General features: G+C 69.7%; 19 protein-coding genes and 2 pseudogenes. 15 read left to right on the top strand and 6 right to left on the bottom strand.

Annotation, left to right across the window (positions count from 1 at the left end; all coding sequences use genetic code 11):
• Nucleotides 1-192 precede the first annotated feature (192 nt).
• From dapE to map, 6 genes and pseudogenes are all read right to left on the bottom strand, one after another.
• Entirely contained in the window at nucleotides 193-1,320 is a 1,128-nt protein-coding gene (gene dapE, locus ABTV91_RS14130; RefSeq protein ID WP_433851991.1) for a succinyl-diaminopimelate desuccinylase, read from the bottom strand.
• Between the two features lie 136 nt (nucleotides 1,321-1,456).
• A complete protein-coding gene (locus ABTV91_RS14135) occupies nucleotides 1,457-1,816 on the bottom strand; it encodes an arsenate reductase (RefSeq protein WP_433851992.1) in 360 nt (119 codons plus the stop codon).
• Nucleotides 1,813-3,729, bottom strand: coding sequence for a CocE/NonD family hydrolase (locus ABTV91_RS14140; RefSeq protein ID WP_433851993.1), 1,917 nt, complete (start codon nucleotides 3,727-3,729; stop codon nucleotides 1,813-1,815). The genes ABTV91_RS14135 and ABTV91_RS14140 overlap by 4 nt, the downstream gene beginning before the upstream one ends.
• A gap of 50 nt (nucleotides 3,730-3,779) precedes the next feature.
• Complete coding sequence (gene dapD, locus ABTV91_RS14145) at nucleotides 3,780-4,844, bottom strand: 2,3,4,5-tetrahydropyridine-2,6-dicarboxylate N-succinyltransferase (RefSeq protein WP_433851994.1); 1,065 nt, start codon at nucleotides 4,842-4,844, stop codon at nucleotides 3,780-3,782.
• Nucleotides 4,844-7,494, bottom strand: a pseudogene (locus ABTV91_RS14150) ([protein-PII] uridylyltransferase). The gene dapD and the pseudogene ABTV91_RS14150 overlap by 1 nt, the downstream one beginning before the upstream one ends.
• The gene (map, locus tag ABTV91_RS14155) at nucleotides 7,491-8,282 is read right to left on the bottom strand and encodes a type I methionyl aminopeptidase (RefSeq protein WP_433851995.1); all 792 of its coding nucleotides are present in this window, start codon (nucleotides 8,280-8,282) and stop codon (nucleotides 7,491-7,493) included. Before map ends, ABTV91_RS14150 begins: the two are co-directional and overlap by 4 nt.
• A gap of 350 nt (nucleotides 8,283-8,632) precedes the next feature.
• Between map and rpsB the strand changes: the two genes are divergently transcribed.
• The 15 genes and pseudogenes from rpsB (at nucleotide 8,633) to ABTV91_RS14230 (ending at nucleotide 24,909) form a co-directional block, all read left to right on the top strand.
• Nucleotides 8,633-9,439 carry a 30S ribosomal protein S2 gene (gene rpsB, locus ABTV91_RS14160; RefSeq protein WP_433851996.1) on the top strand — a complete coding sequence of 269 codons (807 nt, stop codon included), beginning with the start codon at nucleotides 8,633-8,635 and terminating at the stop codon, nucleotides 9,437-9,439.
• Nucleotides 9,440-9,570: 131 nt separating this feature from the next.
• Nucleotides 9,571-10,452, top strand: coding sequence for a translation elongation factor Ts (gene tsf / locus ABTV91_RS14165; protein WP_433851997.1), 882 nt, complete (start codon nucleotides 9,571-9,573; stop codon nucleotides 10,450-10,452).
• A 183-nt stretch (nucleotides 10,453-10,635) separates the two neighbouring features.
• The gene (locus ABTV91_RS14170) at nucleotides 10,636-12,141 is read left to right on the top strand and encodes an HDOD domain-containing protein (RefSeq protein ID WP_433851998.1); all 1,506 of its coding nucleotides are present in this window, start codon (nucleotides 10,636-10,638) and stop codon (nucleotides 12,139-12,141) included.
• Nucleotides 12,142-12,250: 109 nt separating this feature from the next.
• The gene (pyrH, locus tag ABTV91_RS14175) at nucleotides 12,251-12,979 is read left to right on the top strand and encodes a UMP kinase (RefSeq protein WP_054666822.1); all 729 of its coding nucleotides are present in this window, start codon (nucleotides 12,251-12,253) and stop codon (nucleotides 12,977-12,979) included.
• Nucleotides 12,980-13,122: 143 nt separating this feature from the next.
• Complete coding sequence (gene frr / locus ABTV91_RS14180; protein WP_433851999.1) at nucleotides 13,123-13,680, top strand: ribosome recycling factor; 558 nt, start codon at nucleotides 13,123-13,125, stop codon at nucleotides 13,678-13,680.
• A 27-nt stretch (nucleotides 13,681-13,707) separates the two neighbouring features.
• Nucleotides 13,708-14,457, top strand: coding sequence for a polyprenyl diphosphate synthase (gene uppS / locus ABTV91_RS14185; RefSeq protein ID WP_433852000.1), 750 nt, complete (start codon nucleotides 13,708-13,710; stop codon nucleotides 14,455-14,457).
• Nucleotides 14,454-15,275 carry a phosphatidate cytidylyltransferase gene (locus ABTV91_RS14190; RefSeq protein ID WP_433852001.1) on the top strand — a complete coding sequence of 274 codons (822 nt, stop codon included), beginning with the start codon at nucleotides 14,454-14,456 and terminating at the stop codon, nucleotides 15,273-15,275. Before uppS ends, ABTV91_RS14190 begins: the two co-directional genes overlap by 4 nt.
• A 1-nt stretch (nucleotide 15,276) precedes the next feature.
• Nucleotides 15,277-16,492: pseudogene (locus ABTV91_RS14195) on the top strand (1-deoxy-D-xylulose-5-phosphate reductoisomerase).
• A gap of 26 nt (nucleotides 16,493-16,518) precedes the next feature.
• Nucleotides 16,519-17,877: an RIP metalloprotease RseP gene (gene rseP, locus ABTV91_RS14200; protein WP_433852002.1), complete on the top strand. Its 1,359-nt coding sequence runs from the start codon at nucleotides 16,519-16,521 to the stop codon at nucleotides 17,875-17,877.
• A 71-nt stretch (nucleotides 17,878-17,948) separates the two neighbouring features.
• Complete coding sequence (gene bamA / locus ABTV91_RS14205; RefSeq protein WP_433852003.1) at nucleotides 17,949-20,414, top strand: outer membrane protein assembly factor BamA; 2,466 nt, start codon at nucleotides 17,949-17,951, stop codon at nucleotides 20,412-20,414.
• Between the two features lie 228 nt (nucleotides 20,415-20,642).
• Complete coding sequence (gene lpxD, locus ABTV91_RS14210; RefSeq protein WP_433852004.1) at nucleotides 20,643-21,665, top strand: UDP-3-O-(3-hydroxymyristoyl)glucosamine N-acyltransferase; 1,023 nt, start codon at nucleotides 20,643-20,645, stop codon at nucleotides 21,663-21,665.
• Nucleotides 21,662-22,120, top strand: coding sequence for a 3-hydroxyacyl-ACP dehydratase FabZ (gene fabZ, locus ABTV91_RS14215; RefSeq protein WP_104939203.1), 459 nt, complete (start codon nucleotides 21,662-21,664; stop codon nucleotides 22,118-22,120). The genes lpxD and fabZ overlap by 4 nt, the downstream gene beginning before the upstream one ends.
• A gap of 19 nt (nucleotides 22,121-22,139) precedes the next feature.
• Nucleotides 22,140-22,931, top strand: a complete 792-nt coding sequence (gene lpxA / locus ABTV91_RS14220) for an acyl-ACP--UDP-N-acetylglucosamine O-acyltransferase (protein WP_433852005.1) — start codon at nucleotides 22,140-22,142, stop codon at nucleotides 22,929-22,931.
• Nucleotides 22,928-24,223: a lipid-A-disaccharide synthase gene (gene lpxB, locus ABTV91_RS14225; RefSeq protein WP_433852006.1), complete on the top strand. Its 1,296-nt coding sequence runs from the start codon at nucleotides 22,928-22,930 to the stop codon at nucleotides 24,221-24,223. Before lpxA ends, lpxB begins: the two co-directional genes overlap by 4 nt.
• Nucleotides 24,220-24,909, top strand: a complete 690-nt coding sequence (locus ABTV91_RS14230) for a ribonuclease HII (protein ID WP_433852007.1) — start codon at nucleotides 24,220-24,222, stop codon at nucleotides 24,907-24,909. The genes lpxB and ABTV91_RS14230 overlap by 4 nt, the downstream gene beginning before the upstream one ends.
• Nucleotides 24,910-24,977 lie beyond the last annotated feature (68 nt).

The following is a 24,977-nucleotide window of genomic DNA, read 5'->3' on the forward strand; positions in this document are numbered from 1 at the left end:
TCGCAGACCCGCATCGGCCGCGCGCGATTGTTCGCAACCGCGTTATTGCGGTTGTTCGACAGGTTCGCGTTGGTGCGGGCGTTGCGGTTCATGCGGCCGACGATAGCGTGGCTTGCGGAAGGCACGCAACTGTTTCGTGGGCAACCGTCAGCCCCGCCCTCTTTCGACGCGCCCGCCCCCCCATGCGCCAGTTCAGGCCAGCAATCTGACGATCAGTTGCCGGTACAGCTCGGGCAAGGCGCGCAGGTCGTCCAGTCGCACGTGTTCGTCCACCTGGTGGATGCTGGCGTTCACCGGCCCCACCTCGATGCACTGCGCGCCCAGCGGCGCGATGAAGCGCGCGTCCGAGGTGCCGCCGCCGGTGCTTTCCTCCGGCGCGGCGCCGGCGAACCCGGCCAGCACCTCGCGCGCGACGCTGCGCAGGCGGCCTTCCGGGGTATGGAAAGGCTCGCCGCTGCGGTGCCAGTGCAGGTCGTAATCGAGCCCATGGCGGTCCAGCAGCGCGGCGATCTCCGCTTCCAGCCGGTCGGCGTTCCAGTGCGGGTTGTAGCGCAGGTTGAACAGCACCTGCAGGTCGCCGGGAATGACGTTGCTGGCGCCGGTGCCGGCATTGATGTTGGAGATCTGCAGGCTGGTCGGCGGGAAGCTCTCGTAGCCGTCGTCCCAGTGCCGCGCGGCCAGCTCGGCCAGCGCCGGCGCGGCCAGGTGGACCGGGTTGCGCGCCGTGTCCGGATAGGCGACGTGGCCCTGCACGCCCTTGACCCGCAGCTTCGCCGACAGGCTGCCGCGGCGGCCCACGCGCAGCAGGTCGCCGAGCCGCGCGGTGGACGAGGGTTCGCCGGTGATGCACCAGTCGATGCGCTGCCCGCGCTCGCGGAACAGGCGCGCGACATGGCGCACGCCATCGATGGCGTCGCCCTCCTCGTCGCTGGTCAGCAGCACCGCCAGCGTGCCGGGGTGGTCGGGATGGGCGGCGACGAACTGCTCGACGGCCACCACGAACGCGGCCACGCTGCCCTTCATGTCGGCTGCGCCGCGGCCGTACAGCACGCCGTCGCGTACCTCCGGCCGGAACGGATCGCTGGTCCAGGCCCCGGCCGGGCCGCTGGGCACCACGTCGGTATGGCCCAGCAGCACCAGCACCGGCGCACCGCTGCCGTGCGTGGCCCACAGGTTGTCGACCTCGCCCAGGCGCAGGTGTTCGCACTGGAAACCGGCCGCCTGCAGGCGGCCGGCGATCAGCTGCTGGCAACCGGCGTCGGCCGGCGTCACCGACGGCCGAGCGATCAGTTCGCAGGTCAGGTGCAGCACGTCACTCATCTTGTATCTCCCGCCTCCGTAGGAGCGGCTTCAGCCGCGAAAGGGCTTTCCCATTGAATCCCCCCTGCACACGCGGGCTTTGCGGGAACTGCGCAAAGCCCCTTCCTGGCTGAAGCCGCTCCTGCGGGGCTGTGGTTCAGGCGACGCCGAAGCGCTGCTTGAAGCCGTTGTCGGAAAAGCCCTGCGTCACCGCCCCGTCGCCGGTGACGACCAGCGGCCGCCGGATCAGCTGCGGGTATTCGCGCAGCAGCAGCTTCCACTCGGCGTCGGAACCGGGCGCCTTGCGGGCATCCGGCAGCTGCCGCCAGGTGGTCGAGGACCTGTTGACCAGCGCGTCGAAGCCGCCCGCCTTGCCGGCCCACTCCACCAGCGTTTCCGGGCTGGGCTTGTGTTCGCGGTAATCGATGAAGGTGTAGGCGACGCCGAAGCGGTCCAGCCACCTGGTGGCCTTCTTGCAGGTGTCGCAGTTCTTGAGTCCGTAGAGAGTCGTGGTCATTGCTTGCCCTGTTGCACCACCGGCAGTTCGATATAGCTGGGCGCGTCGGCCGAGTGGTGGACGGCGTTGTCCGCCACCACCGGGACGTCCTCGGTTTCGTTCGCGCCGCCGGTGTTGAGGTTGCGCGCGAACTTGGGGAAGTTGGAGCTGGTCACCTCGACGCGGACGCGATGGCCCTTGTCGAAGCGGATCGAGGTGGTGATCGGGGTCGGCTTCAGCGTGTAGACCTGGCCCGGCTGCATCAGCGCCGGCGTGGCGTAGCCGTCGCGGTAGCGCGCGCGCAGGATGGTGTCGCCGACGATCCAGGCGGTGCCGTCCGGCGCCACGTCCACCAGCTTGAGCGCGAAGTCGGTATCCCTGGCGCTGGAGGACACCTTCAGCACGGCATCGACGAAACCGGACACTTCCATCGGCGCGTCCAGCGGTTCGCTGGTATAGACCAGCACGTCGTGGCGCGCCTCGATCTGGCGCTGGTCGAAGGCGCCGGCGGTCACCAGGCCGCCGTTGCAGCAGTCGCCGCCGCCGATGGTCTGCACCGGGTTGGCCGGGTCGTAGCGGTAGGCATCCTTCGGCTCGTCGCCGGAAGGCGCCTCGAACGTCAGGCGGCCGTCGCCGTACATCGAATTGGCCGCGCCGCCCGAACGCAGGTACATGCGCACCGGCCTGGCCGCCTTCGGCGGCCACTGCGCGTCGGACTGCCAGCGGTTGGCGCCCATCGTGAAATAGCGAACGTGCGGCGTGGACGCGGGGAAGGCATTGGGCTGGTTCTTCAGCCAGCGGTCGAAGAATGCCCAGATCTGCCCGGCGACCGGGAAGCTCGCATCGCCCATGTCGCGGTCGCCGACCTTGTAGTCCTTGCCCAGCTGCCAGAACTGGCAGTGTGGGTTGGGGCCGATCACGGCGTACTGGTTCTGGCGGGCCTCGGCGTCGGTGCCGGCCGAACGCGCGTGGTTGAACAGCGCCATGTTCGGGCCGATGGAAACGTCGTACCAGCTGTTGAACCACAGCGCCGGCACGCCCCAGCCCATCGAATCGTGGTACAGCCCACCCTGCTCCCAGAACGGATCGGCCGGGCCGCGCCCGATCATCGATTCGAAAGTCGCCGGCGGCTCGCCCAGCGAGGACAGCAGCTGCGCGTACGGCAGGTGCCAGATGTGCTTCTGCCAGTCGACCTTGGGTTTGCTCGCGTCCAGGTCGTTGTACTGCGCCACGCGCGCGCGCATCGGACCGGACAGGTCCTGCGGCAGTTCGGCGCGCAGGGGATTGTCCACGCCGTACATCCACACCGCGAACAGCGTGCGCGGCACGCCGCCGGTATAGAAATTGCCCTGCTCGCGGAACGGGCCGACCTTGCCGATACCCGCGCCGGCGGCCATCGGCACCATCGCCGCGTGGGCCGGGTGGTCCATCGCCGCCAGCGACAGCTGCCATTCGGCCGAGGACGAGCAGCCCAGGGTTCCGACCTTGCCGTTGGACCACGGCTGCGCGGCGATCCAGCTCAGCGCGTCGTAGCCGTCGGTCTGCGGATGGCCCAGGATCTGGTACTTGCCCTGGCTGAAATAGCGGCCGCGTTCGTTCTGCACGACGAAGGCGTAGCCGTGGCGCACCGCCTCGATCGCCAGCCGCGCGCTCGTGCCGCGCGGGTTGTGCTCGTTGTACGGGGTCTTCCACAACACCGTCGGCAGCGGACCGGTGGCGCCCTTGGGGCGCCAGATGTTGGTGGACAGGCCGATGCCGTCGCGCATCGGCACCAGCACCGCGGCCTCGGCGTCGGCGATGCCGGCCAGTTCGGCGCGCAGTCCTTCCTCGCTGTAGCGGCTGAGGTCCTGCGCGGAGGCGGCGCCGGCCAGCGCCAGCGTGGCGGTGAACAGGAACGTGGCAGGCAGGCGGACTGCCGCGGTGCATGTCTTCATTGCGTGCTCCCCGGTTGGATGGTGCTGGAATTCCCCCTGCGGCGCAGCCCTCAGTCGGCCAGGCCGCGCAGCAGGTCGTTGACGCTGGTCTTGCTGCGGGTGCGGGCGTCGACCTGCTTGACGATCACCGCGCAGTACAGCGAGTGGCTGCCGTCCTTGCTCGGCAGCGAGCCGGACACCACCACGCTGTAGGGCGGAATGTAGCCGTAGCTGATTTCGCCGGTGGCGCGGTTGTAGATGCGCGTGCTCTGGCTCAGGAACACGCCCATGCCGATCACGCTGTGGTGGCCGACGACCACGCCTTCCACCACTTCCGAACGCGCGCCGATGAAGCAGTGGTCCTCGATGATGGTCGGGCTGGCCTGCAGCGGCTCCAGCACGCCGCCGATGCCGGCGCCGCCGGACAGGTGGCAGTGCTTGCCGATCTGCGCGCAGGAGCCGACCGTGGCCCAGGTATCGACCATGGTGCCCTCGCCCACGTGCGCGCCGATGTTGGTGAAGCTGGGCATCAGCACCACGTCGCGGCCGAAATGCGAACCGCGGCGGGCGATGGCGCCGGGCACCACGCGCACGCCGGCGGCGCGGAACTCCGCCTCGCCGTAACCGGCAAAGCGCGATTCGACCTTGTCCCAGAACGGCGCCGGGCGGCCGTCCATCACGCTCATGTCGTTGACGCGGAAGTACAGCAGCACCGCCTTCTTCAGCCACTCGTTGACCTTCCAGCCGCCGTTGCCGTCCGGCTCGGCGACGCGGAACTCGCCCGACTCCAGGCCGTCGATGACGCGGTTGACCAGCGGCCGGGTGTAGCCCTCGATCTCGTCCATGGTCAGCATCGCGCGGCGTTCGAACGCGCTCTCGATGCCGAACTTCATCTCCGCCACGCCCGGCGCCGGCGGCTTGCGCAGGCTGCGCGGGCCGATCGACTCGATGGCCTTGGGCGCGGCCTCAGGCGCGCTCGCCGGCGTCTTCTTCGCCGCGGGCTTCACCGGCTTCTTCGCCGGCGCTGCCTTCTTCGCCGCCGCCTTCTTCACCGGCGCGGCGCTTTTGGCCGCCGTCTTCCTGGTCGCGCTCTTCTTCGCTGCCGCGGGCTTGGCGGCGGTCTTCCTGGTGGCCATCAGTGGGGGTCTCCTGGCGTTCTGTCGGGATCCAGGCAGGCCAGCAATGCGTCGCGCAGTGCCTGCCGGGAGGTTTCGGTAAGGGGGCGGTCGTGGCGGTCGGTGAGCTGGAACTGGTCCTCGGCGCGCTCGCCGAAGGTGGCGATGCGCGCGTCCTGCACGCGCAGCTGCTGGTCGCGCAGCACGTGCGCGACGTCGGCCAGCAGGCCGGGGCGATCGGGCGCGACCAGGTTGAGCACCGTGCGGCCGTGCTCGGCGTTCTCGATGAACTCGATGCGCGGGGCGAAGCGGAAGTGCTTGAGCTGGCGCGGAATCACCCGCCGCGCCGGGCGCAGGATCTGGATGTTGCCGGCCAACGCCTTGCGCAGCAGCAGCTCAAGGCGCGCGGTGTCGCCGTCGGCGAAGCTGCCGGCCGGCGTCACTTCGAACGTATCGAAGATGGTGTCCTCCGGCCCGTCCAGCACGCGCGCGCGGTGGATGCTGTAGCCGGCGCGGTCCAGCGTCATCACGATCGCGGCGAACAGGCCGTCGCGGTCGGGCGAATGCACGAACACTTCCAGCGCGTCGCTCTCAGGCGCGATCCGCCGCGCCTTCACCAGGGTGCCGCCGCGCGAGACCTCCATCAGCGAGGTGGCCTGCCACATCAGCTGCTCGGGCCGGAAGCGCACGAAACTCTCGTCCGGCATCGCGCCGAACTGGCGTTCGATCGCCGCCTCGCCATGGCCCAGCGTGCGCATCAGTTCGCGCACGCTGGCGCGCGCCTCCTGCACCCGCTCGGCCTCAGGCAGCGGCGGCTCCAGTCCTTCGCGCAGGGCGCGGCGCGCGGCGAAATACAGGTCGGCCAGCAGGCGGTCCTTCCAGGCGTTCCACAGCTTGGGGCTGGTGCCGGCGATATCGGCACAGGTCAGCAGGTACAGGTAATCCAGTCGCTCGCGGCTGCCCACCAGCCCGGCGAAGCGGTGGATCACCTCCGGGTCGGTGATGTCCTGCTTCTGCGCGGTGACCGACATGCGCAGGTGCTGTTCCACCAGCCACGCGACCAGGTCGGTGTCGGTGGCGCCCAGGCCGTGCGCGGCGCAGAACGCGCGCGCGTCCACCGCGCCCAGTTCGGAATGGTCGCCGTCGCGGCCCTTGGCGATGTCGTGGAACAGCCCGGCCAGCAGCAGCAATTCCGGCTTGCGCAGCCGCGGCCAGACTTCGTGGGCGATGGAGAACCGTTCGTCGGCGCGGCCGGCAGCGAACACGCCGATGTTCCGCAGCACCATCAGCGTGTGCTGGTCCACGGTGTAGACATGGAACAGGTCGAACTGCATGCGCCCGGACACCTGCGCGAAGGCCGGTATCCATTGCCCGAGCACGCCCAGCCGCGCCATGCGCGCCAGCGTGTCCACCGCGCGCGGGCCGCGCAGCAGGGCGATGAACTGCTCGCGCACGGCCTCGCCCACCTCGGTGTAGGCGGGGATCTCGTCCAGCATCTCGGCCAGGCCGCGCGCGGTCAGCGAGTGCAGGCCGCGCACCTGCGGCGTGCGCGCCCAGCAGGCGAACAGGGCGAAGATGCGCGCGATGTCGCCATGCGGCCACAGCGGATCGTCGGCCGACAGGTAGCCGCGGCGCAGCGAGAAGCCGTCGCCGACCGGCTCCGGCGCCGCTTCGCCGTCGAACTGCTCCTCGAAGCGCTGCAGCAGGCGGTCGCTGATCCGCCGCACCACCGCCGCGCTGCGGTAGAAGCCCTGCATCATCTTTTCCACGCCGAGGTTGCCGGCGTCGTCGGCGAAGCCCATGCGCTCGGCCAGCGCCTTCTGGTGGTCGAAGCGCAGCCGCTCCTCGGCGCGCTGCGCGACCAGGTGCAGGCCGAAGCGCAGCCGCGCCAGCACGGCGCGCTCGCGCTTGAGCGCGGCGGCCTCGTCCAGGCCCAGGTGCCCCAGCCCGACCAGCGCGTCGATGTCGCTCACACCGAACGCACGCAGCGCCATCCAGCCCAGGGTGTTGAGGTCGCGCAGGCCGCCCGGGCCGTCCTTGAGGTCCGGTTCCAGGTTGTCGGCGGTATCGCCGAAACGCTGGTGGCGCAGCAGCAGTTCCTCGCGCTTGGCCAGGAAGTAGTCGCGCGCCGGCCAGATCAGGGCCGGCGACACCGCGCGCGCCAGCGCCTGCTGCGCGCCTGGTTCCGCGCACAGCGGCCGCGCCTCGATCAGCGCGGTGAGCACGGTCTGGTCGGCGGCGGCCTGCACGCACTGCGCGGCCGAACGCACGGCGTGACTGGCCGGCAGCCCGGCGTCCCACAGCAGCGCGAACAGGCGCGCGAGGGCGGCCTCGCCGGTCTGCTGCGCGTCCGGCTCGCCCAGCACCAGCAGGTCGATGTCCGATCGCGGGGGAACAGTTCGCCGCGGCCGTAGCCGCCGACCGCGAACAGCGACAGCCCGGCGTCGGCCGGCAGGCAGCGCCGCCAGGCCTGCTGGATCAGGTGGTCGACGCAGCGCGCGCGCAGCGCCAGCAGCCGCTCGATGTTGTCGCCCTGCTCGAAGCGCCGGCACAGCCGCGCATCGGCGTGGGCCAGCGACTGCCGCGCCGCGGCGGCCCACTGCGCATCGCCCGCGGGATCGGCCGGCGCGTCCGGTACGTGCTGGACCAGATCCGCCGGCAGTGGGCTCATGCCGTCCCGGATCGCGCGTGTTCGGACTCGGCCGGCGACAGCGTCAGCACTTCCACGCCGTCCTCGGTCACCGCCACCATGTGCTCCCACTGCGCCGAAAGCTTGCGGTCCTTGGTGACCACGGTCCAGCCGTCGGGCAGCACCTTGGTGTAGCGGGTGCCCTCGTTGATCATCGGTTCGATGGTGAAGGTCATGCCCGGCTTGAGCACCAGCCCCTGGCCGGGCCGGCCGTAGTGCAGCACCTGCGGCTCGTCGTGGTAGACCTTGCCGATGCCGTGGCCGCAGTACTCGCGCACCACGCTGAAGCGCTCGGATTCGGCGTATTCCTGGATCGCGTTGCCGATGTCGCCCAAGGTGGCGCCCGGCCTGACCGCGCGGATGCCGCGCCACATGGCCTCCCGGGTCGTCTCCACCAGGCGCCGGGCCATCACCGACGGCGTGCCGACGTAGTACATGCGGCTGGTGTCGCCGTGCCAGCCGTCCTTGATGACGGTCACGTCGATGTTGACGATGTCCCCGTCCTTCAGCACCTTGGCCTCGCTGGGGATGCCGTGGCAGATGACGTTGTTGACCGAGGTGCACAGGGTCTTGGGAAAGCCGCGGTAACCGACGTTGGCCGGGATCGCGCCCTGCACGTTGACGATGTGGTCGTGGCAGATGCGGTCCAGTTCCTCGGTGGTGACACCGGGTTTGACGTGCTGGCCGATCATGTCCAGCACTTCGGCCGCCAGGCGGCCGGCGACACGCATCTTGGCGATTTCTTCGGGGGTTTTCAGGTTCACGCTCATGGCCGCCATTATCACCCATCGGCGCCTGTCTGAACGACCTTTGCCCCGCCCGCGGGGGCCGGCCGGGGCCGCGGTTTGCGCACCGGGGCCTTGCGCCCTATAATTCCGCGGCTCCGTTGCCGGCCCTGCGCCGCTCCGGGCCGCCCACGCCGGGCGTCACCGGCGAATCCACACCTGCTGCCCCCATCCGTGCCGGGGTGCGCGTGCCAGCTGGAGCCAAGGCCCCAGTACGCATGTCGTCGGTCACGGAGGCAGCAGGGAAGCCCAACCCCGGAACCTTTCGCGCTTCCACGCGTCCCGCACACATCGATCGCGGGCGGAATCGCCGGTTCCCCGTCAGGAGTTCTGCAATGTCCCAGATCACCATGCGCCAGATGCTGGAAGCCGGCGTCCACTTCGGCCACCAGACCCGCTACTGGAACCCCAAGATGGCGCCGTACATCTTCGGCGCCCGCGGCAAGATCCACATCATCAACCTGGAAAAGACCGTCCCGCTGTTCAACGACGCGATGAACTTCATCTCGTCCGTTGCCCAGAAGCGCGGCACCATCCTGTTCCTGGGCACCAAGCGCAGCGCGCGCGACGCCATCAAGGAAGAAGCCGAGCGTTGCGGCATGCCGTTCATGAACCAGCGTTGGCTGGGCGGCACCCTGACCAACTTCCGCACCGTCAAGCAGTCGGTCGCCCGCCTGAAGGAGCTGGAAGCCGGCGAAACCGACGGCACCTTCGAGCGCCTGGTCAAGCACGAAGTGCTGGGCCTGCGCCGCGAGCGCGACAAGCTGGAAGCCTCGCTGGGCGGCATCAAGGACATGAACCGCCTGCCGGACGCGATCTTCGTGATCGACATCGGCCATGAAGACATCGCCATCAAGGAAGCCAAGAAGCTCGGCATCCCGGTGATCGCCGTGGTCGACACCAACTACAACCCGGAACTGGTGGACTACGCCATCCCGGGCAACGACGACGCCATCCGCGCCGTGCAGCTGTACGCCCGCGCCGCCGCCGACGCCGTGCTGGAAGGCAAGGCCGCCGCCCCGAACGCCGCTTCGGTGCGCGAGGAAGAGTTCGCCGACGCCGCTGCCGCCGAAGAAGCCAAGCCGGCCCGCCGCGCTCCGGCCAAGAAGGGCGCCAAGAAGGGCGACGAGGCTTCGGCCTGATGCACCCGGCGGGCGCCCTGCGCGCCCGCTCCCCCTGCGGCGGCGCCATCGGCGCCGGCCACTGACAGGGCCACGTAACAACGGCCGGCGATCATCGCCGGCCTGCCCCTTTCTATCGTTGAGGTAATCCCATGGCTGAAATCACCGCCTCCCTGGTCAAGGAACTGCGCGAGCGCACCGGCGCCGGCATGATGGAATGCAAGAAGGCTCTGGCCGAGAACAACGGCGACATCGACGCCGCTGCCGAAGCCCTGCGCAAGTCCGGCGCCGCCAAGGCCGACAAGAAGGCCGACCGCGTCACCGCCGAAGGCCGCATCGGCGTCGCCGTCAACGGCGGCAAGGCCGTGCTGGTCGAAGTGAACTCGGAAACCGACTTCGTCGCCAACGACGTCAACTTCAAGGCGTTCGTCGACGCCGTCGCCGCCGCCGCGCTGGCTTCCGGCGCCGCCGACGTCGAGGCCCTGAAGTCGGCCAAGCTGGCTTCCGGCGAGACCGTCGAGGAATCCCGCACCGCCGCCATCCAGAAGCTGGGCGAGAACATCCAGATCCGCCGCCTGGCCAAGGTCGACGGCAACAACACCGTCGGTGCCTACGTGCACAGCAACGGCAAGATCGGCGTGCTGGTCGACCTGGCCGGCGGCAACGCCGAGCTGGCCAACGGCCTGGCCATGCACGTGGCCGCGATGAACCCGCCGCACAACAAGGCCGCCGACGTGCCGGCCGAATTCGTCGCCAAGGAAAAGGAAATCGAGCTGGCCAAGATGAGCGAGAAGGACAAGGCCAAGCCGGCCGAGATCCTGGAGAAGATCATCAGCGGCAAGATCAACAAGATCATCAGCGAAGTGACCCTGTACGGCCAGAACTACGTGCTGGACAGCGACAAGACCGTCGAGCAGGCCGTGAAGGCCGCCGGCGGCGACGTCGTCGGCTTCCAGCGCCTGGTGGTCGGCGAAGGCATCGAGAAGGTGGTCGAGGACTACGCCGCCGAAGTCGCCAAGGCGATGCAGGTCTGATACGGCCCCGACCAGGAGCCTGAAAGAAGCCGCGGACTCCGCGGCTTCTTTTTATCCGGATTACCGGAAGCCGATCCCGTTTCTCCTGTGGACTTCAAGTCCCATTGCCCGATACTGTGACGCAAACACGCCTCGCGCCCGCCCCGCCCGTATCCTTGATGGCCTGCTGAACACCTCCCCGACATGTCCCCCGAGCTCAACGCAGCGCTGTCACTCTGCCGCAACCTGCCCTCGCCGCCCGGCATCGCCCTGCGCATCATCGAGCTGGCGCAGGACCCGGAGACCGACATCGCCACCGCGGCCGATGCCATCGCGATGGACATGGCGCTGAGCGCACGCATGCTGCGCATCGCCAACTCGCCGCTGTACGCGAGCCGGCGCCGGATCGAAAACCTCGGGCAGGCGCTGACCATGCTCGGCTTGAACGCGACCCTGCAGCTGGCGCTGGGTTTCTCGCTGGCGCATGCGCTGGACCGCGAAGGCCAGGACCCGCGCCTGCTCGAACGCATCTGGCGCCGCAGCGTGCTCTGCGCCCTGGCCGCGCGTTTCCTCGGCCTGGGCTGCGGGGTGCGGCGCGTCGAGGAGCTGATGCTCGCCGGCCTGCTGCAGGACATCGGCACGCTGGCGCTGATGCAGGCCAGCCCGGACATCTACCCGGCGCTGTTCGACAGCGCCACCTGCAACGAGGAACTGCTCGCCCACGAGCGCGCCATCCTCGGCTGCAGCCACGCCGACGCCGGCGCCCAGCTGTGCGAGCAGTGGCACCTGCCGCGCTATCTCGTCGAGGCCATCGCCCGCAGCGAAGCCCCGGCCGAACCGGAAGACCTGTTCCAGCGCTGCGTCGCCCTGTCCGGCTGCGTGGCCGAGATCTGGCTCGCGCCCGATGCCGACATCGCCCGCAACCATGCGCTGCGCCAGGCCTACCAGGGACTGGGCATGGACAGCCAGGGCTTCGAACTGGTGCTGCAGCGGGTCAGCCAGATGCTGCCCGAGCTCTGCGCCCTGCTCGACGTGCCCGTGCCCAGCTCCGCGCGCGTGCGTTTCCTGCTCGACCACGCCAACGAACTCAAGGAACTGCGCAACCTGCGCGAACTGCAGGACGCCTCGGCCACGCGCCGGCGCGCCGACGACTTCGAGCTGCTGGCGCGGCGCCTGGCCGAGCAGGCGCACCTGGACGCGCTGACCGGCGTGCTCAACCGCCGACATCTGGAAACGGTGCTGGAACAGGAATTCGCCCGCGCCGCGCACATGAACCGGCCACTGTCCATCGCCTTCATCGACCTGGACGACTTCAAGAAGATCAACGACGCCCACGGCCACCTGGCCGGCGACCAGGTGCTGCAGTCCTTCGCCTCGCACCTGCAGGAACAGCTGCGCAACAGCGACACCGTCGCCCGGTTCGGCGGCGAGGAATTCGTGGTGCTGTTCCCCGATACCAACGAGCGCCTCGCGCTGGAGGTGGTGCGGCGCGTGCTGGACACCATCGCGCAGACGCCGATGGCCGAGATCGAGGGCGCGCCGCTGCACGTCACCTTCTCCGCCGGCGTGGCCACCCACGGCGACTACGAACGCTTCGCCAACGTGCAGGACCTGCTCAAGGCCGCCGACGACGTGCTCTACCGCTCCAAGAGCCTGGGCCGCAACCGGGTGATCGCCCGCGCCCCCGAGCCACAGCCGGCCGCTGGCTGAACGCGGGCGAACGCAGGTGGAAAACCGTCATTGCAGTGCAACACGAGCGCTGCGCGGAAAGCGTCCGATCCGTTAGAATTCCCGCGTTTTCCAGCCACCCGAGGTCGCCATGTCCCAGCTCGCCTACCAACGCATCCTTCTGAAACTTTCCGGGGAGGCGCTGATGGGAGACGAGGACTACGGCATCGACCCCAAGGTCATCAACCGCCTGGCGCGCGAGGTCATCGAGGCACAGCAGGCCGGCGCCGAGGTGGCGCTGGTCATCGGCGGCGGCAACATCTTCCGCGGCGCCGGCCTGGCCGCCGGCGGCATGGACCGGGTCACCGGCGACCAGATGGGCATGCTGGCCACGGTCATCAACGCACTCGCCATGCAGGACGCGCTGGAGAAACTCGGCGCCAAGGCGCGGGTGATGAGCGCGATCAAGATCAACGACGTGTGCGAGGACTACATCCGCCGCCGCGCTATCCGCCACCTGGAAAAAGGCCGCCTGGTGATCTTCGCCGCCGGCGTCGGCAGCCCGTTCTTCACCACCGATTCGGGCGCCGCGCTGCGCGCCATCGAGATCGGCGCCGACCTGCTGCTCAAGGCCACCAAGGTCGACGGCGTGTACGACAAGGACCCGAACAAGCACGCCGACGCGGTGCGCTACGACACCCTGAGCTATGACCAGGTCATCAGCCAGGGCCTGGAGGTCATGGACACCGCCGCCTTCGCCCTGGCCCGCGACAGCGACCTGCCTCTGCGCGTGTTCGACATGGGCCAGCCTGGCGAGCTGCTGAAGATCCTGCGCGGCGAGAACATCGGCACCCTCGTCCACGGCCGCGACGCGCACTGACGTCCCGCCCGCCTCCTGCCGGCCCGGCAGGGCACGAGGCGCGCCGGAAGGGGCCGGCGCGTCCCGGCTCCACGATTCCCGTCCGGCCGGCAGGGCTGTTCGCCTATAATCGGCCGGTTCCAGAAACATCCAGGATTCCGGCGATGATCAACGACATCAAGCAAGATGCGCAGGCGCGCATGGCCAAGAGCCTCGACGCTCTGCGCCACACCCTCACCACCATCCGCACCGGCCGCGCATCGCCGGCCCTGCTGGACGGCATCAAGGTCAAGGCCTACGGCACCGACACGCCGCTGAACCAGGTGGCCAGCATCAGCGTGTCCGAAGGCCGCTCGCTGGTCATCACCCTGTTCGACAAGAACATGATCAAGGAAGTGGAGAAGGCCATCTACGCGTCGGACATCGGCATCACGCCCACCACCATGGGCACGGTGATCCGCCTGAACCTGCCGCCGCTGACCGAGGAGCGCCGCAAGGAGCTGGCCAAGACCGTGGGCAAGGAAGGCGAGGACAGCAAGGTCGCCATCCGCAACATCCGCCGCGACGCCAACCAGGAAGTGGCCAAGCTGCTCAAGGACAAGGCCATCACCGAGGACGAGGACCGCCGCGCCCAGGACGAGATCCAGAAGCTGACCGACAAGGCGATCAAGGACGTCGACGAGGTGGTCAGGCTCAAGGAACAGGAACTGATGGCGGTCTGACCGGTGCCGTCCGCCATGCCCAACGGCATGCCAGCACCAAGCCTGCCCGCGCACGTCGCCATCATCATGGATGGCAACGGCCGCTGGGCGCAGCAGCGGCGGCGCCCGCGCATGATCGGCCACCGCGCCGGCGCGCGCGCGGTCAACCGCACCATCGATTTCTGCCTGGAGCGCGGCATCGCCGCGCTCACGCTGTTCGCCTTCTCCAGCGAGAACTGGGGACGGCCGCAGGAGGAGGTGGACGCGCTGATGAAGCTGTTCCTGGGCGCGCTCGACCGCGAGGTGGACGAACTGGACCGCCGCGGCGTGCGCGTGCGCTTCATCGGCGAGCGCACGCGCTTCTCCGCCGGCATCGCCCAGCGCATGGACCGGGCCGAACAGCGCACCGCCGGCAACGGCGCCATGACCCTGAGCATCGCCGCCAGTTACGGCGGACGCCAGGACATCGCCCATGCCGCGCGCCTGCTCGCCGAGCAGGTGGCCGCCGGCACCCTGCTGCCGGAACAGATCGACGAGCAGCTGCTCGGCCGGCACGTCGCGCTGACCGACCTGCCGCCGCCGGACCTGTTCATCCGTACCGGCGGCGATACCCGCATCAGCAATTTCCTGCTGTGGCAGCTGGCCTACACCGAGCTGTGGTTCACCGAGGTGCTGTGGCCGGACGTCGACGCCGGCCTGCTGCAGCAGGCCCTGGACGACTACGCCCGGCGCGAGCGCCGCTATGGACTGACCAGCGCACAGGTCGCCGCGGCGGCCACGGAGACCGTTTCCCCATGACCAAGACCCGTGTCATCGCCGCGCTGATCATGGCCCCGGTGGCCATCTGCGCGATCCTGCTGCTGCCCACCCAGTGGCTGGCCGCCGCCGCCGCGCTGGTGTTCCTCACCGGCCTGTGGGAGTGGCTGCGCCTCACCGGCGTGGACGGCCTGCCGCGCACCGTACTGCTGGTGCTCAACCTGCTGCTGATGGTGCTGCTGGTATGGGCCTCGGCCGGCAGCCTGGTGCTGTTCCAGCTGGCGACCCTGGCCGGCGTCGCTTTCTGGCTGCTGGCGCTGCTGTGGCTGCGCTTCTTCGATTTCGGCGCGCACGAGGAAAGCGGCGCGCGCATGCTCAAGCTGGCCGCCGGCACCCTGGCCATCGTCCCGGCCTGGGCGGCGCTGGTGCTGATCCACGCCGGGCAGCCGCACGGCAACCGCTGGCTGCTGACCGCGCTGGCCGTGGTCTGGGCGGCCGATTCGGGCGCCTATTTCGCCGGGCGCGCGTTCGGCAGGCGCAAGCTGGCGCCGCGCGTGAGCCCCAACAAGACCATCGAAGGCCTGCTCGGCGGGCTGGCCGCCGGCCTGGCCGTCGCGGTCGGCTTCGGCTGGCTGGCCGGCGTGCAGCCCGGCGCCATCGGCTGGCTGCTGCTGGTGGCCGCGGTCACCGTGCTGGCCTCGGTGCTCGGCGACCTGTTCGAAAGCCTGCTCAAGCGCCATGCCGGCGCCAAGGATTCGGGCAACGTGATCCCCGGCCACGGCGGCGTGCTCGACCGCATCGACGGCGTGCTGGCCGCGCTGCCGGTGTTCGCGCTGGGCAAGGAAATCTTCGGCTTCTGACATGTCCGCTTCCCCGCTTTCCCACTCCGCCGCCCCGCGCCGGGTCGCGATCCTGGGCGCCACCGGCTCGATCGGCACCTCGGCGCTGGACGTCATCGCCCGCCATCCGGGGCAGATGCGCGCCAGCGTGCTGGTCGCCGGCAACAACGTCGACGCGCTGGTCGCGCTGTGCCGCAGCCATCGGCCCGCGCATGCCGCGATCGCCGATCCGGCGCTGTTCGGGCGCCTGCGCGACGGGCTGCGCGACGCCGGCCTGGCCACCGAGGCCCACGCCGGCGCCGCGGCGATCGACGCGCTGGCCGCTGGGCGACGCCTGCGACACCGTGGTCGCGGCCATCGTCGGCGCGGCCGGGCTGTCCTCCACCCTGGCCGCGGCCCGCGCCGGCAAGCGCCTGCTGCTGGCCAACAAGGAATCGCTGGTGCTGGCCGGCGAACTGCTGACCCGCGACGCGGCGGCGGCCGGCGCGGACATCATCCCGATCGACAGCGAACACAACGCCATCTTCCAGTGCCTGCGCTCGCGCGAGGCCAGCGTCGAGGGCGCCGGCGTGCGCCGCATCCTGCTCACCGCCTCCGGCGGCCCGTTCCGCGGCCGCAGCCGCGCCGAACTGCAGGCGGTGACCCCGGCCCAGGCGGTGGCGCATCCCAAGTGGTCGATGGGCCCGAAGATCTCGGTCGATTCGGCCACGCTGATGAACAAGGGCCTGGAGGTCATCGAGGCCCACCACCTGTTCGGCGTGCCCGGCGCGCGCATCGACGTGCTGGTGCACCCGCAGAGCCTGGTGCATTCGCTGGTCGAGTTCATCGACGGCTCCACCCTGGCCCAGCTCGGCCTGCCGGACATGCGCACCACCCTGGCGGTCGGCCTGGGCTGGCCGCGGCGCATCGAGTCGGGCGTGGCTGGGCTCGACCTGCTGGCCCAGGGCCGGCTCGATTTCGAGGCGCCGGACCTGGACGCCTTCCCCTGCCTGCGCCTGGCCTGGCAGGCCATGGAAGCCGGCGGCAGCGCCCCGGCGATCCTGAACGCGGCCAACGAAGTCGCCGTTTCAGCCTTTCTTCAGGGCCGCATAGGCTTCCTGTCGATCCCCGCGCTGGTGGAAGACGCCCTGTCCGCCCTGCCTCATATGGCTGCCGATACACTGGATGCCCTGCTGGCAGCCGACGCGCGGTCCCGCCAGGTCACCACCACCGCCATCGCCCGCCTGCCCCATGCCTGATCCCGACTTCCAACCGAGCCGCGCCCATGGCTGACTTCCTCGGTTCCGTGTGGTGGATGATCGTCAGCCTCGGCGTGCTGGTGACGTTCCATGAATTCGGCCATTACTGGGTGGCACGGCGCTGCGGCGTGAAGGTGCTGCGCTTCTCGGTCGGTTTCGGCCGCCCGCTGTGGAGCCGCCGCAACCGCAACGGCACCGAGTTCGCCATCGCCGCCATCCCGCTCGGCGGCTACGTGAAGATGCTGGACGAGCGCGAGGTCGAGGTTCCGGCCGGCGAGCGCGCCGTGGCGTTCAACAACAAGAGCGTCTGGCAGCGCATCGCGATCGTGGCTGCCGGACCGGCCGCCAACCTGCTGCTGTGCATCGTGCTGCTGTGGGCGATGTTCGTGATCGGCCGCCAGGACTACTCGGCCACCATCGGCCGCAGCACCGGCATGGCCGCCGCCGCCGGCCTGGGCGCCGGCGACCGCATCGTGGAGGTGGACGGCCGCGCCATCGGCACCTGGGCCGAGGCCAGCATGGCCCTCACCACCGCCGCCATGGACCGCCAGGACGCCCGCGTGCGGGTGCTCGACACGCTGGACAACACCCACACCCGGGTACTGCCGCTGTCCACCCTGCCGGCCGGTTTCGACGAACGCACGGTGCCGGTGCAGGCCGGCCTGGCCTGGCAGTTCTGGCTGCAGCCGGCGCAGGTCGAGTCGGTGGCCGAAGGCTCGGCCGCCAGCGGCCAGCTGCAGCGCGGCGACCTGATCCTGGCCATCGACGGCCAGCGCGTGGAAAGCGCCGACCAGGTCGCGCCGCTGGTGCAGCAGCTGGGCGAGCGCGGCGGCCCGGGCATGGTCGAGGTCGAACGCGCCGGCCAGCGCCTGGCGCTGGAACTGCAGCCGCACAAGGCGCCGGGCGAGGCGGGCAAGGACCGCTGGCTGATCGGCGTGGGCTTCGTCACCGGCCAGGCGCCGGCCTACGACGCGCGCCAGCAGTACGGCCCGCTGGCGGCGCTGCCGGCCGCCGTGCGCGAGGCCGGCCGGCTGGCCAGCGACTCCCTCGGCATGATGCGGCGCATGCTCACCGGCCATGCCTCGGTCAAGAACATCTCCGGCCCGATCACCATCGCCCGCGTCGCCAATGCCTCGGCCGAGCGCGGCGTGGACTGGTTCCTGTACTTCCTGGCCCTGCTGTCGCTGAGCCTGTGCATCATCAACCTGCTGCCGATCCCGATCTTGGACGGCGGTCACCTGCTGTATTACCTTATCGAGTTGGTCAAGGGCAGCCCGTTGAGCGAGCGCGCCATGGCCGCGGGACAATATGTCGGCCTGGCGTTGCTGGCCGGACTGATGGGGCTGGCGTTCTACAACGACATCCTCGGCCTGGTCCCGCGATGAACTTTTTCCCGCTGACGTCGTCATACGCCGGCACCCACGCAACAATGAAATCGACTCCAACCGGACGTGACATGACGCGACTTCCCAATCGCCGCCTGCTTGCCCTCGCCCTCGCCGCCGGCCTGGCCGCGCCCGCGCTGGCGCAGGCAGCCGAGCCCTTCACCGCCAGCGACATCCGCGTGGACGGCCTGCAGCGCATCTCTTCCGGTACCGTCTTCACCTACCTGCCGGTGGAACGCGGCGACCGCGTCGACGACGCCAAGGTCGGCGAAACCATCCGCGCCCTGTACAAGACCGGCTTCTTCGAGGACGTGCAGCTGGACCGCCAGGGCGACATCCTGGTGGTCACGGTCAAGGAGCGCCCGGCGATCAACAAGCTGACCGTCACCGGCAACAAGGACATCAAGAGCGAGCAGCTGCTCAAGGGCCTGAGCGACATCGGCCTGAGCGAGGGCGGCACCTTCGACCGCCTGAGCCTGGACCGCGTGACCCAGGAGCTGCGCCGTCAGTACAACGACCGCGGCAAGTACAACGTCGAGATCACCCCGACGGTGAGTCCGCTGGACCGCAACCGCGTCGACGTCGCCATCGCCGTCAAGGAAGGCAAGGCGGCCAAGATCCGCCACGTCAACCTGGTCGGCACCGAGAAGTTCGAGGCCGAAGACATCCTGGATACCTGGGAGTCCAAGGAACACAACTGGGCCTCGTGGTACCGCCGCGACGACCAGTACTCCAAGGAAAAACTGTCCGGCGACCTGGAGAAGCTCAACTCCTGGTACCTGGACCGCGGCTACGTCGATTTCAGCGTCGATTCCACCCAGGTCTCGATCAGCCCCGACAAGCGCGACATGTTCATCACCGCCGGCGTGACCGAGGGCGAGCAGTACAAGATCTCCGAGATCAAGGTCACCGGCGACACCATCCTGCCGCAGGAAGACGTCGAGCGCATGGTGTTCCAGAAGGCCGGCGACACGTTCTCGCGCGGCCTGCTGGAGCTGAGCGCCGACGCGATCACCAACACCCTGTCCAACGTCGGCTACGCCTTCGCCAAGGTCAACCCGATCCCGACCAGCAACCGCGCCGATCGCACCGTGGCGGTCAACATGCAGGTCGTGCCCGGCCCGCGCGTGTCGGTGCGCCGCATCGTGTTCAAGGGCAACACCCGTACCGCCGACGAGGTGCTGCGCCGCGAGATGCGCCAGTTCGAGAACGCCTGGTACTCGCAGGCGGCGATCGACCGTTCCAAGATCCGCCTGCAGCGCCTGGGCTATTTCGAATCGGTCGACGTGGAGACCAGCCCGGTTACCGGCAGCAACGACCAGGTCGACGTGGTCTACAACGTCAAGGAAACCACCTCGGGCAGCTTCGTGTTCGGCCTGGGCTATTCGCAGTCCTACGGCATGACCACCTCGGTGCAGCTGTCGCAGAACAACTTCCTGGGCGGCGGCAACCGCGTTTCGGTCGAGGCTTCGCGCAGCAGCTACCTGCAGCGCTACGGCTTCTCGTACCTGAACCCCTATTTCACCGACGACGGCGTGTCGCTGGGCTACAACCTGTCCTGGCGCGAACTGGACTACTCGGACTTCAACACCGCCCAGTACAACAGCACCAACGGCGCCGCGCAGATGGTGTTCGGCGTGCCGATCACCGAGAACGACAGCTTCTCGCTGATGTTCGGCATCGACAGCAACCAGATCACCACCTACACCGGCTTCACCCCGCAGGCGATCATCGACTACATCGATGCGATGGGCACGCGCACCTTCCATTCCTGGCGTACCGAACTGGGCTGGGCGCGCGACACCCGCAACGACTACTTCATGCCGACCCGCGGCACCTACCAGCGCCTGGGCCTGGAAGCCACGCTGCCCGGCTCCACCGCCGAGTACTACAAGCTCAGCTACCAGATCTCCAAGTACTGGCCGATCATGCCGTCGCTGGTGATCAACACCCGTGTCGAGTTCGGCTATGGCGACTCGTACGGCAACGAAAAGACGCGCGACATCTGCTGGTTCGAGACGCCCGCCGTTCCGGGCATCCCGGCCGATGGCGACAAGCCGGCGGTCCCGGGCAAGCCGGCCACCAGCGAAGTGGTGGACTGCGCCACCAACCCGACCGCCAAGCACCGCCAGGTGAAGGCGACCGGCCTGCCGTTCTTCGAGAACTTCTACGCCGGCGGCACCAACTCGGTGCGTGGTTTCCGCGACAACACCCTGGGCCCGCGCTCGGAGATCATGGGCGGCTACTACCGCGGCCAGCCGCTGGGCGGCTCGCTGAAGACGGTCGGTTCGGTCGAAGCCTACTTCCCGAAGCTGTTCGACAGCCCGTCGGCGCGCGTGTCGGCCTTCCTCGATTTCGGCAACGTCTACAACGGCACCGACAACTTCGATGCGGGCGAACTGCGCGCCTCGGCCGGCGTCGCGCTGCTGTGGCGCGCCCCGGTCGGCCCGATTTCGATCAGCTACGCCTTCCCGCTCAAGAAGAAGGAAGGCGACGAGATCGAGCGCCTGCAGTTCACCTTCGGCGGGCAGTTCTAAGGAACTGCCCGCGCGCCCAAGGCGGCGCCTTGGGCACCCCAGGTTTCGCTGCGCGAAACCTGGGGACGCGCCTTGGCCTTCCGATCCCCCGCCTTCGGCGCGCCCCCTTACCAGGGGGGGGCTGTTCTCCAGAATCATTCCGGCGGTTCCGAGCCGGGCCGGCCTGCGCGCGGCCCATGCCCCCACCTGCCGCATGACCGCGCCACTTCCAGACGCTAAACTCCCGGCGTGAATACTCCGACCCATACCGCACAGGAACTGGCCGACCGTTTCGGGCTGCAGGTGCACGGCGATCCGTCCACCGCGATCCACGGGGTGGCCACGCTGGCCCATGCCGGTCCGGGCCAGCTGACCTTCCTGGCCAATCCGCGCTACCGCGCGCAGCTGGCCGACAGCAGGGCGGCCATCGTCGTGCTGCGCGCCGACGATGCCGAGGCCGCGCCCGGCACCGCCCTGGTCGCCAAGGACCCGTACACCACTTTCGCCAAGATCGGCGCGCTGTTCGAAACGGTGCCGCTGCGCGAGGCCGGCATCCACCCCAGCGCGGTGATCGACCCGTCCGCACGGGTGGCCGCCAGCGCCCACGTCGGCCCGTTCGTCAGCATCGGCGCGCGCAGCGTGGTCGGCGAGAACTGCATCGTCGGCGCCGGCAGCATCATCGGCGAGGACTGCAGCCTGGACGCCGGCTGCGAACTGATCGCCCGCGTCACCCTGGTCACCCGGGTGCGGCTGGGCAAGCGCGTGCGCGTCCATCCCGGCGCCGTGCTGGGCGCCGACGGCTTCGGCCTGGCGATGGACGCCGGCCGCTGGATCAAGGTGCCGCAGCTGGGCGGCGTGCGCATCGGCGACGACTGCGAGATCGGCGCCAACACCTGCGTGGACCGCGGCGCGCTGGAAGACACCGTGCTGGAAGAAGACGTGCGCCTGGACAACCTGGTGCAGATCGCCCACAACTGCCACATCGGCGCGCACAGCGCGATCGCCGGCTGCACCGGCATCGCCGGCAGCGCCAGGATCGGGCGCTACTGCCTGCTCGGCGGCGCGGTCGGCGTGGTCGGCCACCTGGAAATCTGCGACCACGTCGTCGTCACCGGCAAGTCGGTCGTGCGCAACTCCATCACCGAACCGGGCGAGTACTCGTCCGGCACCCCATTGACCGACAACCGCACGTGGCGCAAGAACGCCGCGCGCTTCAAGCAGCTGGACAGCCTGGCACGCCGGGTCCTGGCTGTGAGCAAGGAGAAGGAATGAACTCACCGCTGCCGTTGCCCATCGACGTCAACACGATCCGCACGCTGATCCCGCACCGCTACCCGTTCCTGCTGGTGGACAAGGTGGTCGCGCTGGACACCGAGGCCAGGACGATCGTCGCGCACAAGAACGTCACCATCAACGAGCCGTTCTTCCAGGGGCATTTCCCGGGCCAGCCGATCATGCCGGGCGTGCTGATCATCGAGGCGCTGGCGCAGGCCGGCGGCGTGCTGACCCAGCTGAGCCTGGGCCGCGACGCGCAGTCCAAGCTGTTCTACCTGGTCAAGGTGGACAACGTGCGCTTCATGAAGCAGGTGGTGCCGGGCGACGTGCTGGAACTGCACGTGCAGGTCAAGCGCGTGATCCGCAACATGGCCGTCTACTACGGCGAGGCCAAGGTGGACGGCGAAGTCGTGGCGCATGCCGAGGTGCTGTGCGCCGGCACCCGCGAATGACACCGACCGGAGCCCGCGCATGAGCGACAGCGCCCCCCTGATCCATCCCACGGCGGTCGTCGATCCGTCGGCCCGGCTGGCCGCCGACGTGCGCGTCGGCGCCTTCAGCCTGATCGGCGCCGACGTCGAGATCGGCGCGGGCACCGTCGTCGGCCCGCATTGCAGCATCCAGGGTCCGACCCGCATCGGCCGCGACAACCGCTTCATCGGCCACGCCGCCATCGGCGGCGAGCCGCAGGACAAGAAATACGCCGGCGAGCGCACCGAACTGGTGATCGGCGACCGCAACGTGGTCCGCGAGTTCGTCACCATCAACCGCGGCACCGGCGGCGGCGGCGGCATCACCAGCGTCGGCGACGACAACTGGCTGCTGGCCTATACGCACGTCGCGCACGACTGCCACGTCGGCAACCACTGCGTGTTCTCCAACAACACCACGCTGGCCGGCCACGTCAGCGTCGGCAACTGGGTGATCATCAGCGGCTTCGCCGGCGCCCACCAGTTCTGCCGCATCGGCGACCATGCCTTCCTCGGCATGGGGGCGCTGGTCACCGGCGACATCCCGCCGTTCACCATGGTCGGCATCGACGGCCACGGCCGCCCGCGCGGCATCAACAGCGAAGGCCTGAAGCGCCGCGGTTTCGATGCCGGGCGCATCAGCGCCATCAAGCGCGCCTACCGCACCCTGTACGTGGCCGGCGTGCCGCTGGCCGAGGCCAAGCAGCAGCTGGCCGAGCAGGCGCGCGAGAGCGACGACGTGCGGCAGATGCTGGACTTCATCGAGCACGCGGACCGCCCGCTGCAGCGATGAATGCCCGCAGCAACAACGGGAACGGGAAAGCGGGAACGGGGAATGACGGCGGCCAGGCGACCGTCCCCGCCGCTTCCCTTCCCGCTTCCCGCTTCCCGCTTCCCCGTTCCCCGCGCATCGCGCTGGTGGCCGGGGAAACCTCCGGCGATCTCCTCGGCGCCGGCCTGATCGCCGAACTGCGCCAGCGTTTTCCCGATGCCGAATTCGCCGGGATCGGCGGCGACGCCATGCGCGGCGCCGGCTGCCAGACCTGGTTCGACGCCAGCGAACTGGCGCTGATGGGCCTGGCCGAGATCCTGCGCCACCTGCCGCGCCTGCTGAAACTGCGCCGCGCGTTCCGCCAGCGCGTACTCGACTGGCGCCCGGACGTGTTCATCGGCATCGACGCGCCCGATTTCAACCTCGGCGTGGAGCGCTGGCTGAAACAGCGCGACATCCGCACCGTGCATTACGTCAGCCCCTCGGTCTGGGCCTGGCGCGAGAAGCGCGCCGAGAAGATCGGCGCCAGCGCCGACCTGGTGCTGTGCCTGTTCCCGATGGAGCCGCCGATCTACGCGCGCCATGGCGTGGACGCGCGCTTCGTCGGCCACCCGATGGCCGATGCGATCCCGCTGGACAGCGACCGCGCCGACGCCCGCACCGACCTGGCCCTGCCGGCCACCGCGCCGGTGCTGGCGGTGCTGCCCGGCAGCCGCCTGGGCGAGATCGGCCGGCTGGGCCCGGCCTTCTTCGAGGCCGCCTGGCAGGTGGCCGAGCGCATGCCCGACCTGCATATCGTGGTGCCGGCGGCCAACGCCCGCTGCCGCCAGCTGATCGACCAGCAGATCGCCGCCTCGGCCCTGCCCGCCGCGCGCCTGCACGTGCTCGACGGGCAGGCCCGCGACGCGGTGACCGCCGCCGACGTGGTGCTGCTCGCCTCCGGCACGGCCACGCTGGAAACCATGCTGGTCAAGCGGCCGATGGTGGTCGGCTACCGCGTGTCCGAACTGACCTACCGCATCGCAAGGGCGTTGAAGCTGGTGAAGGTCGACCGTTTCGCCCTGCCCAACGTGCTGGCCGGCCGCGACCTCGCGCCGGAGCTGATCCAGCACGACTGCACGCCCGACCGCCTGGCCGCGGCGGTGCTGCAGTGGTTCGCCCAGCCCGACTGCGTGGCCGGGCTGCAGGACGACTACCAGCGCCTGCACCTGCAGTTGCGCCAGGACGCCTCGGCCCGCGCCGCCGACGCGGTGGCGGGGATGCTGAGGCCAGGGGCCGGGGGCCAGAGGCCGGAGCAGGTGGATCAGCAGTGAAGTCATCTGCCGCCAGTCTGCCGCTTTTCCCCTTGCCTCCGGCCTCCGATCCCCGATCCCTGCTCTACGCCGGCATCGACGAAGCCGGGCGCGGCCCGCTGGCCGGGCCGGTGGCCGTGGCCGCGGTGGTGTTCGATCCGCAGCGGCCGCGCATCAACGGCCTGGACGACTCCAAGGCGCTCAGCGCCGCGCGCCGCGAGCAGCTGTTCGAGCGCATCGTCGATCGCGCCCTGGCCCACAGCATCGTGCTGGTGGACGTGGCCGAGATCGACGGCATCAACATTTTCCAGGCCACCATGCAGGGCATGCGCCGCGCGGCGGAAGGGGTGGCGCACGTGGCGCGGTTCGCCCGCATCGACGGCAACAAGGTGCCCAAGGGTCTGCCCTGCCCGGCCGAGGCGCTGGTCGGCGGCGACGCCATCGACCGCGCCATCATGGCCGCCTCGATCCTGGCCAAGGTCAGCCGCGACCGCTACATGCAGGCCCTGCACCAGCGCCATCCCGAGTACGGCTTCGACCAGCACAAGGGCTACGGCACCCCGGCCCACCTGGCCGCGCTGCGCACGCACGGCCCCTGCCCGGAGCACCGCCGCAGCTTCGCCCCGGTCCGCGAGACCTTGGCCATGCATGCGCCGTTGTCCGCTCCCGTAGATGCGGGGCTTGCCCCGCATGGGCGTTCCCGGTGAAGCACCGTGCCGGGCAAGCCCGGCACCTACGGATGCCCCGCGCACCGTAGGAGCGGCTTCAACCGCGA

The organism is Stenotrophomonas nitritireducens (assembly GCF_050984405.1).
GTDB classification, from domain to species: domain Bacteria; phylum Pseudomonadota; class Gammaproteobacteria; order Xanthomonadales; family Xanthomonadaceae; genus Stenotrophomonas; species Stenotrophomonas nitritireducens_B.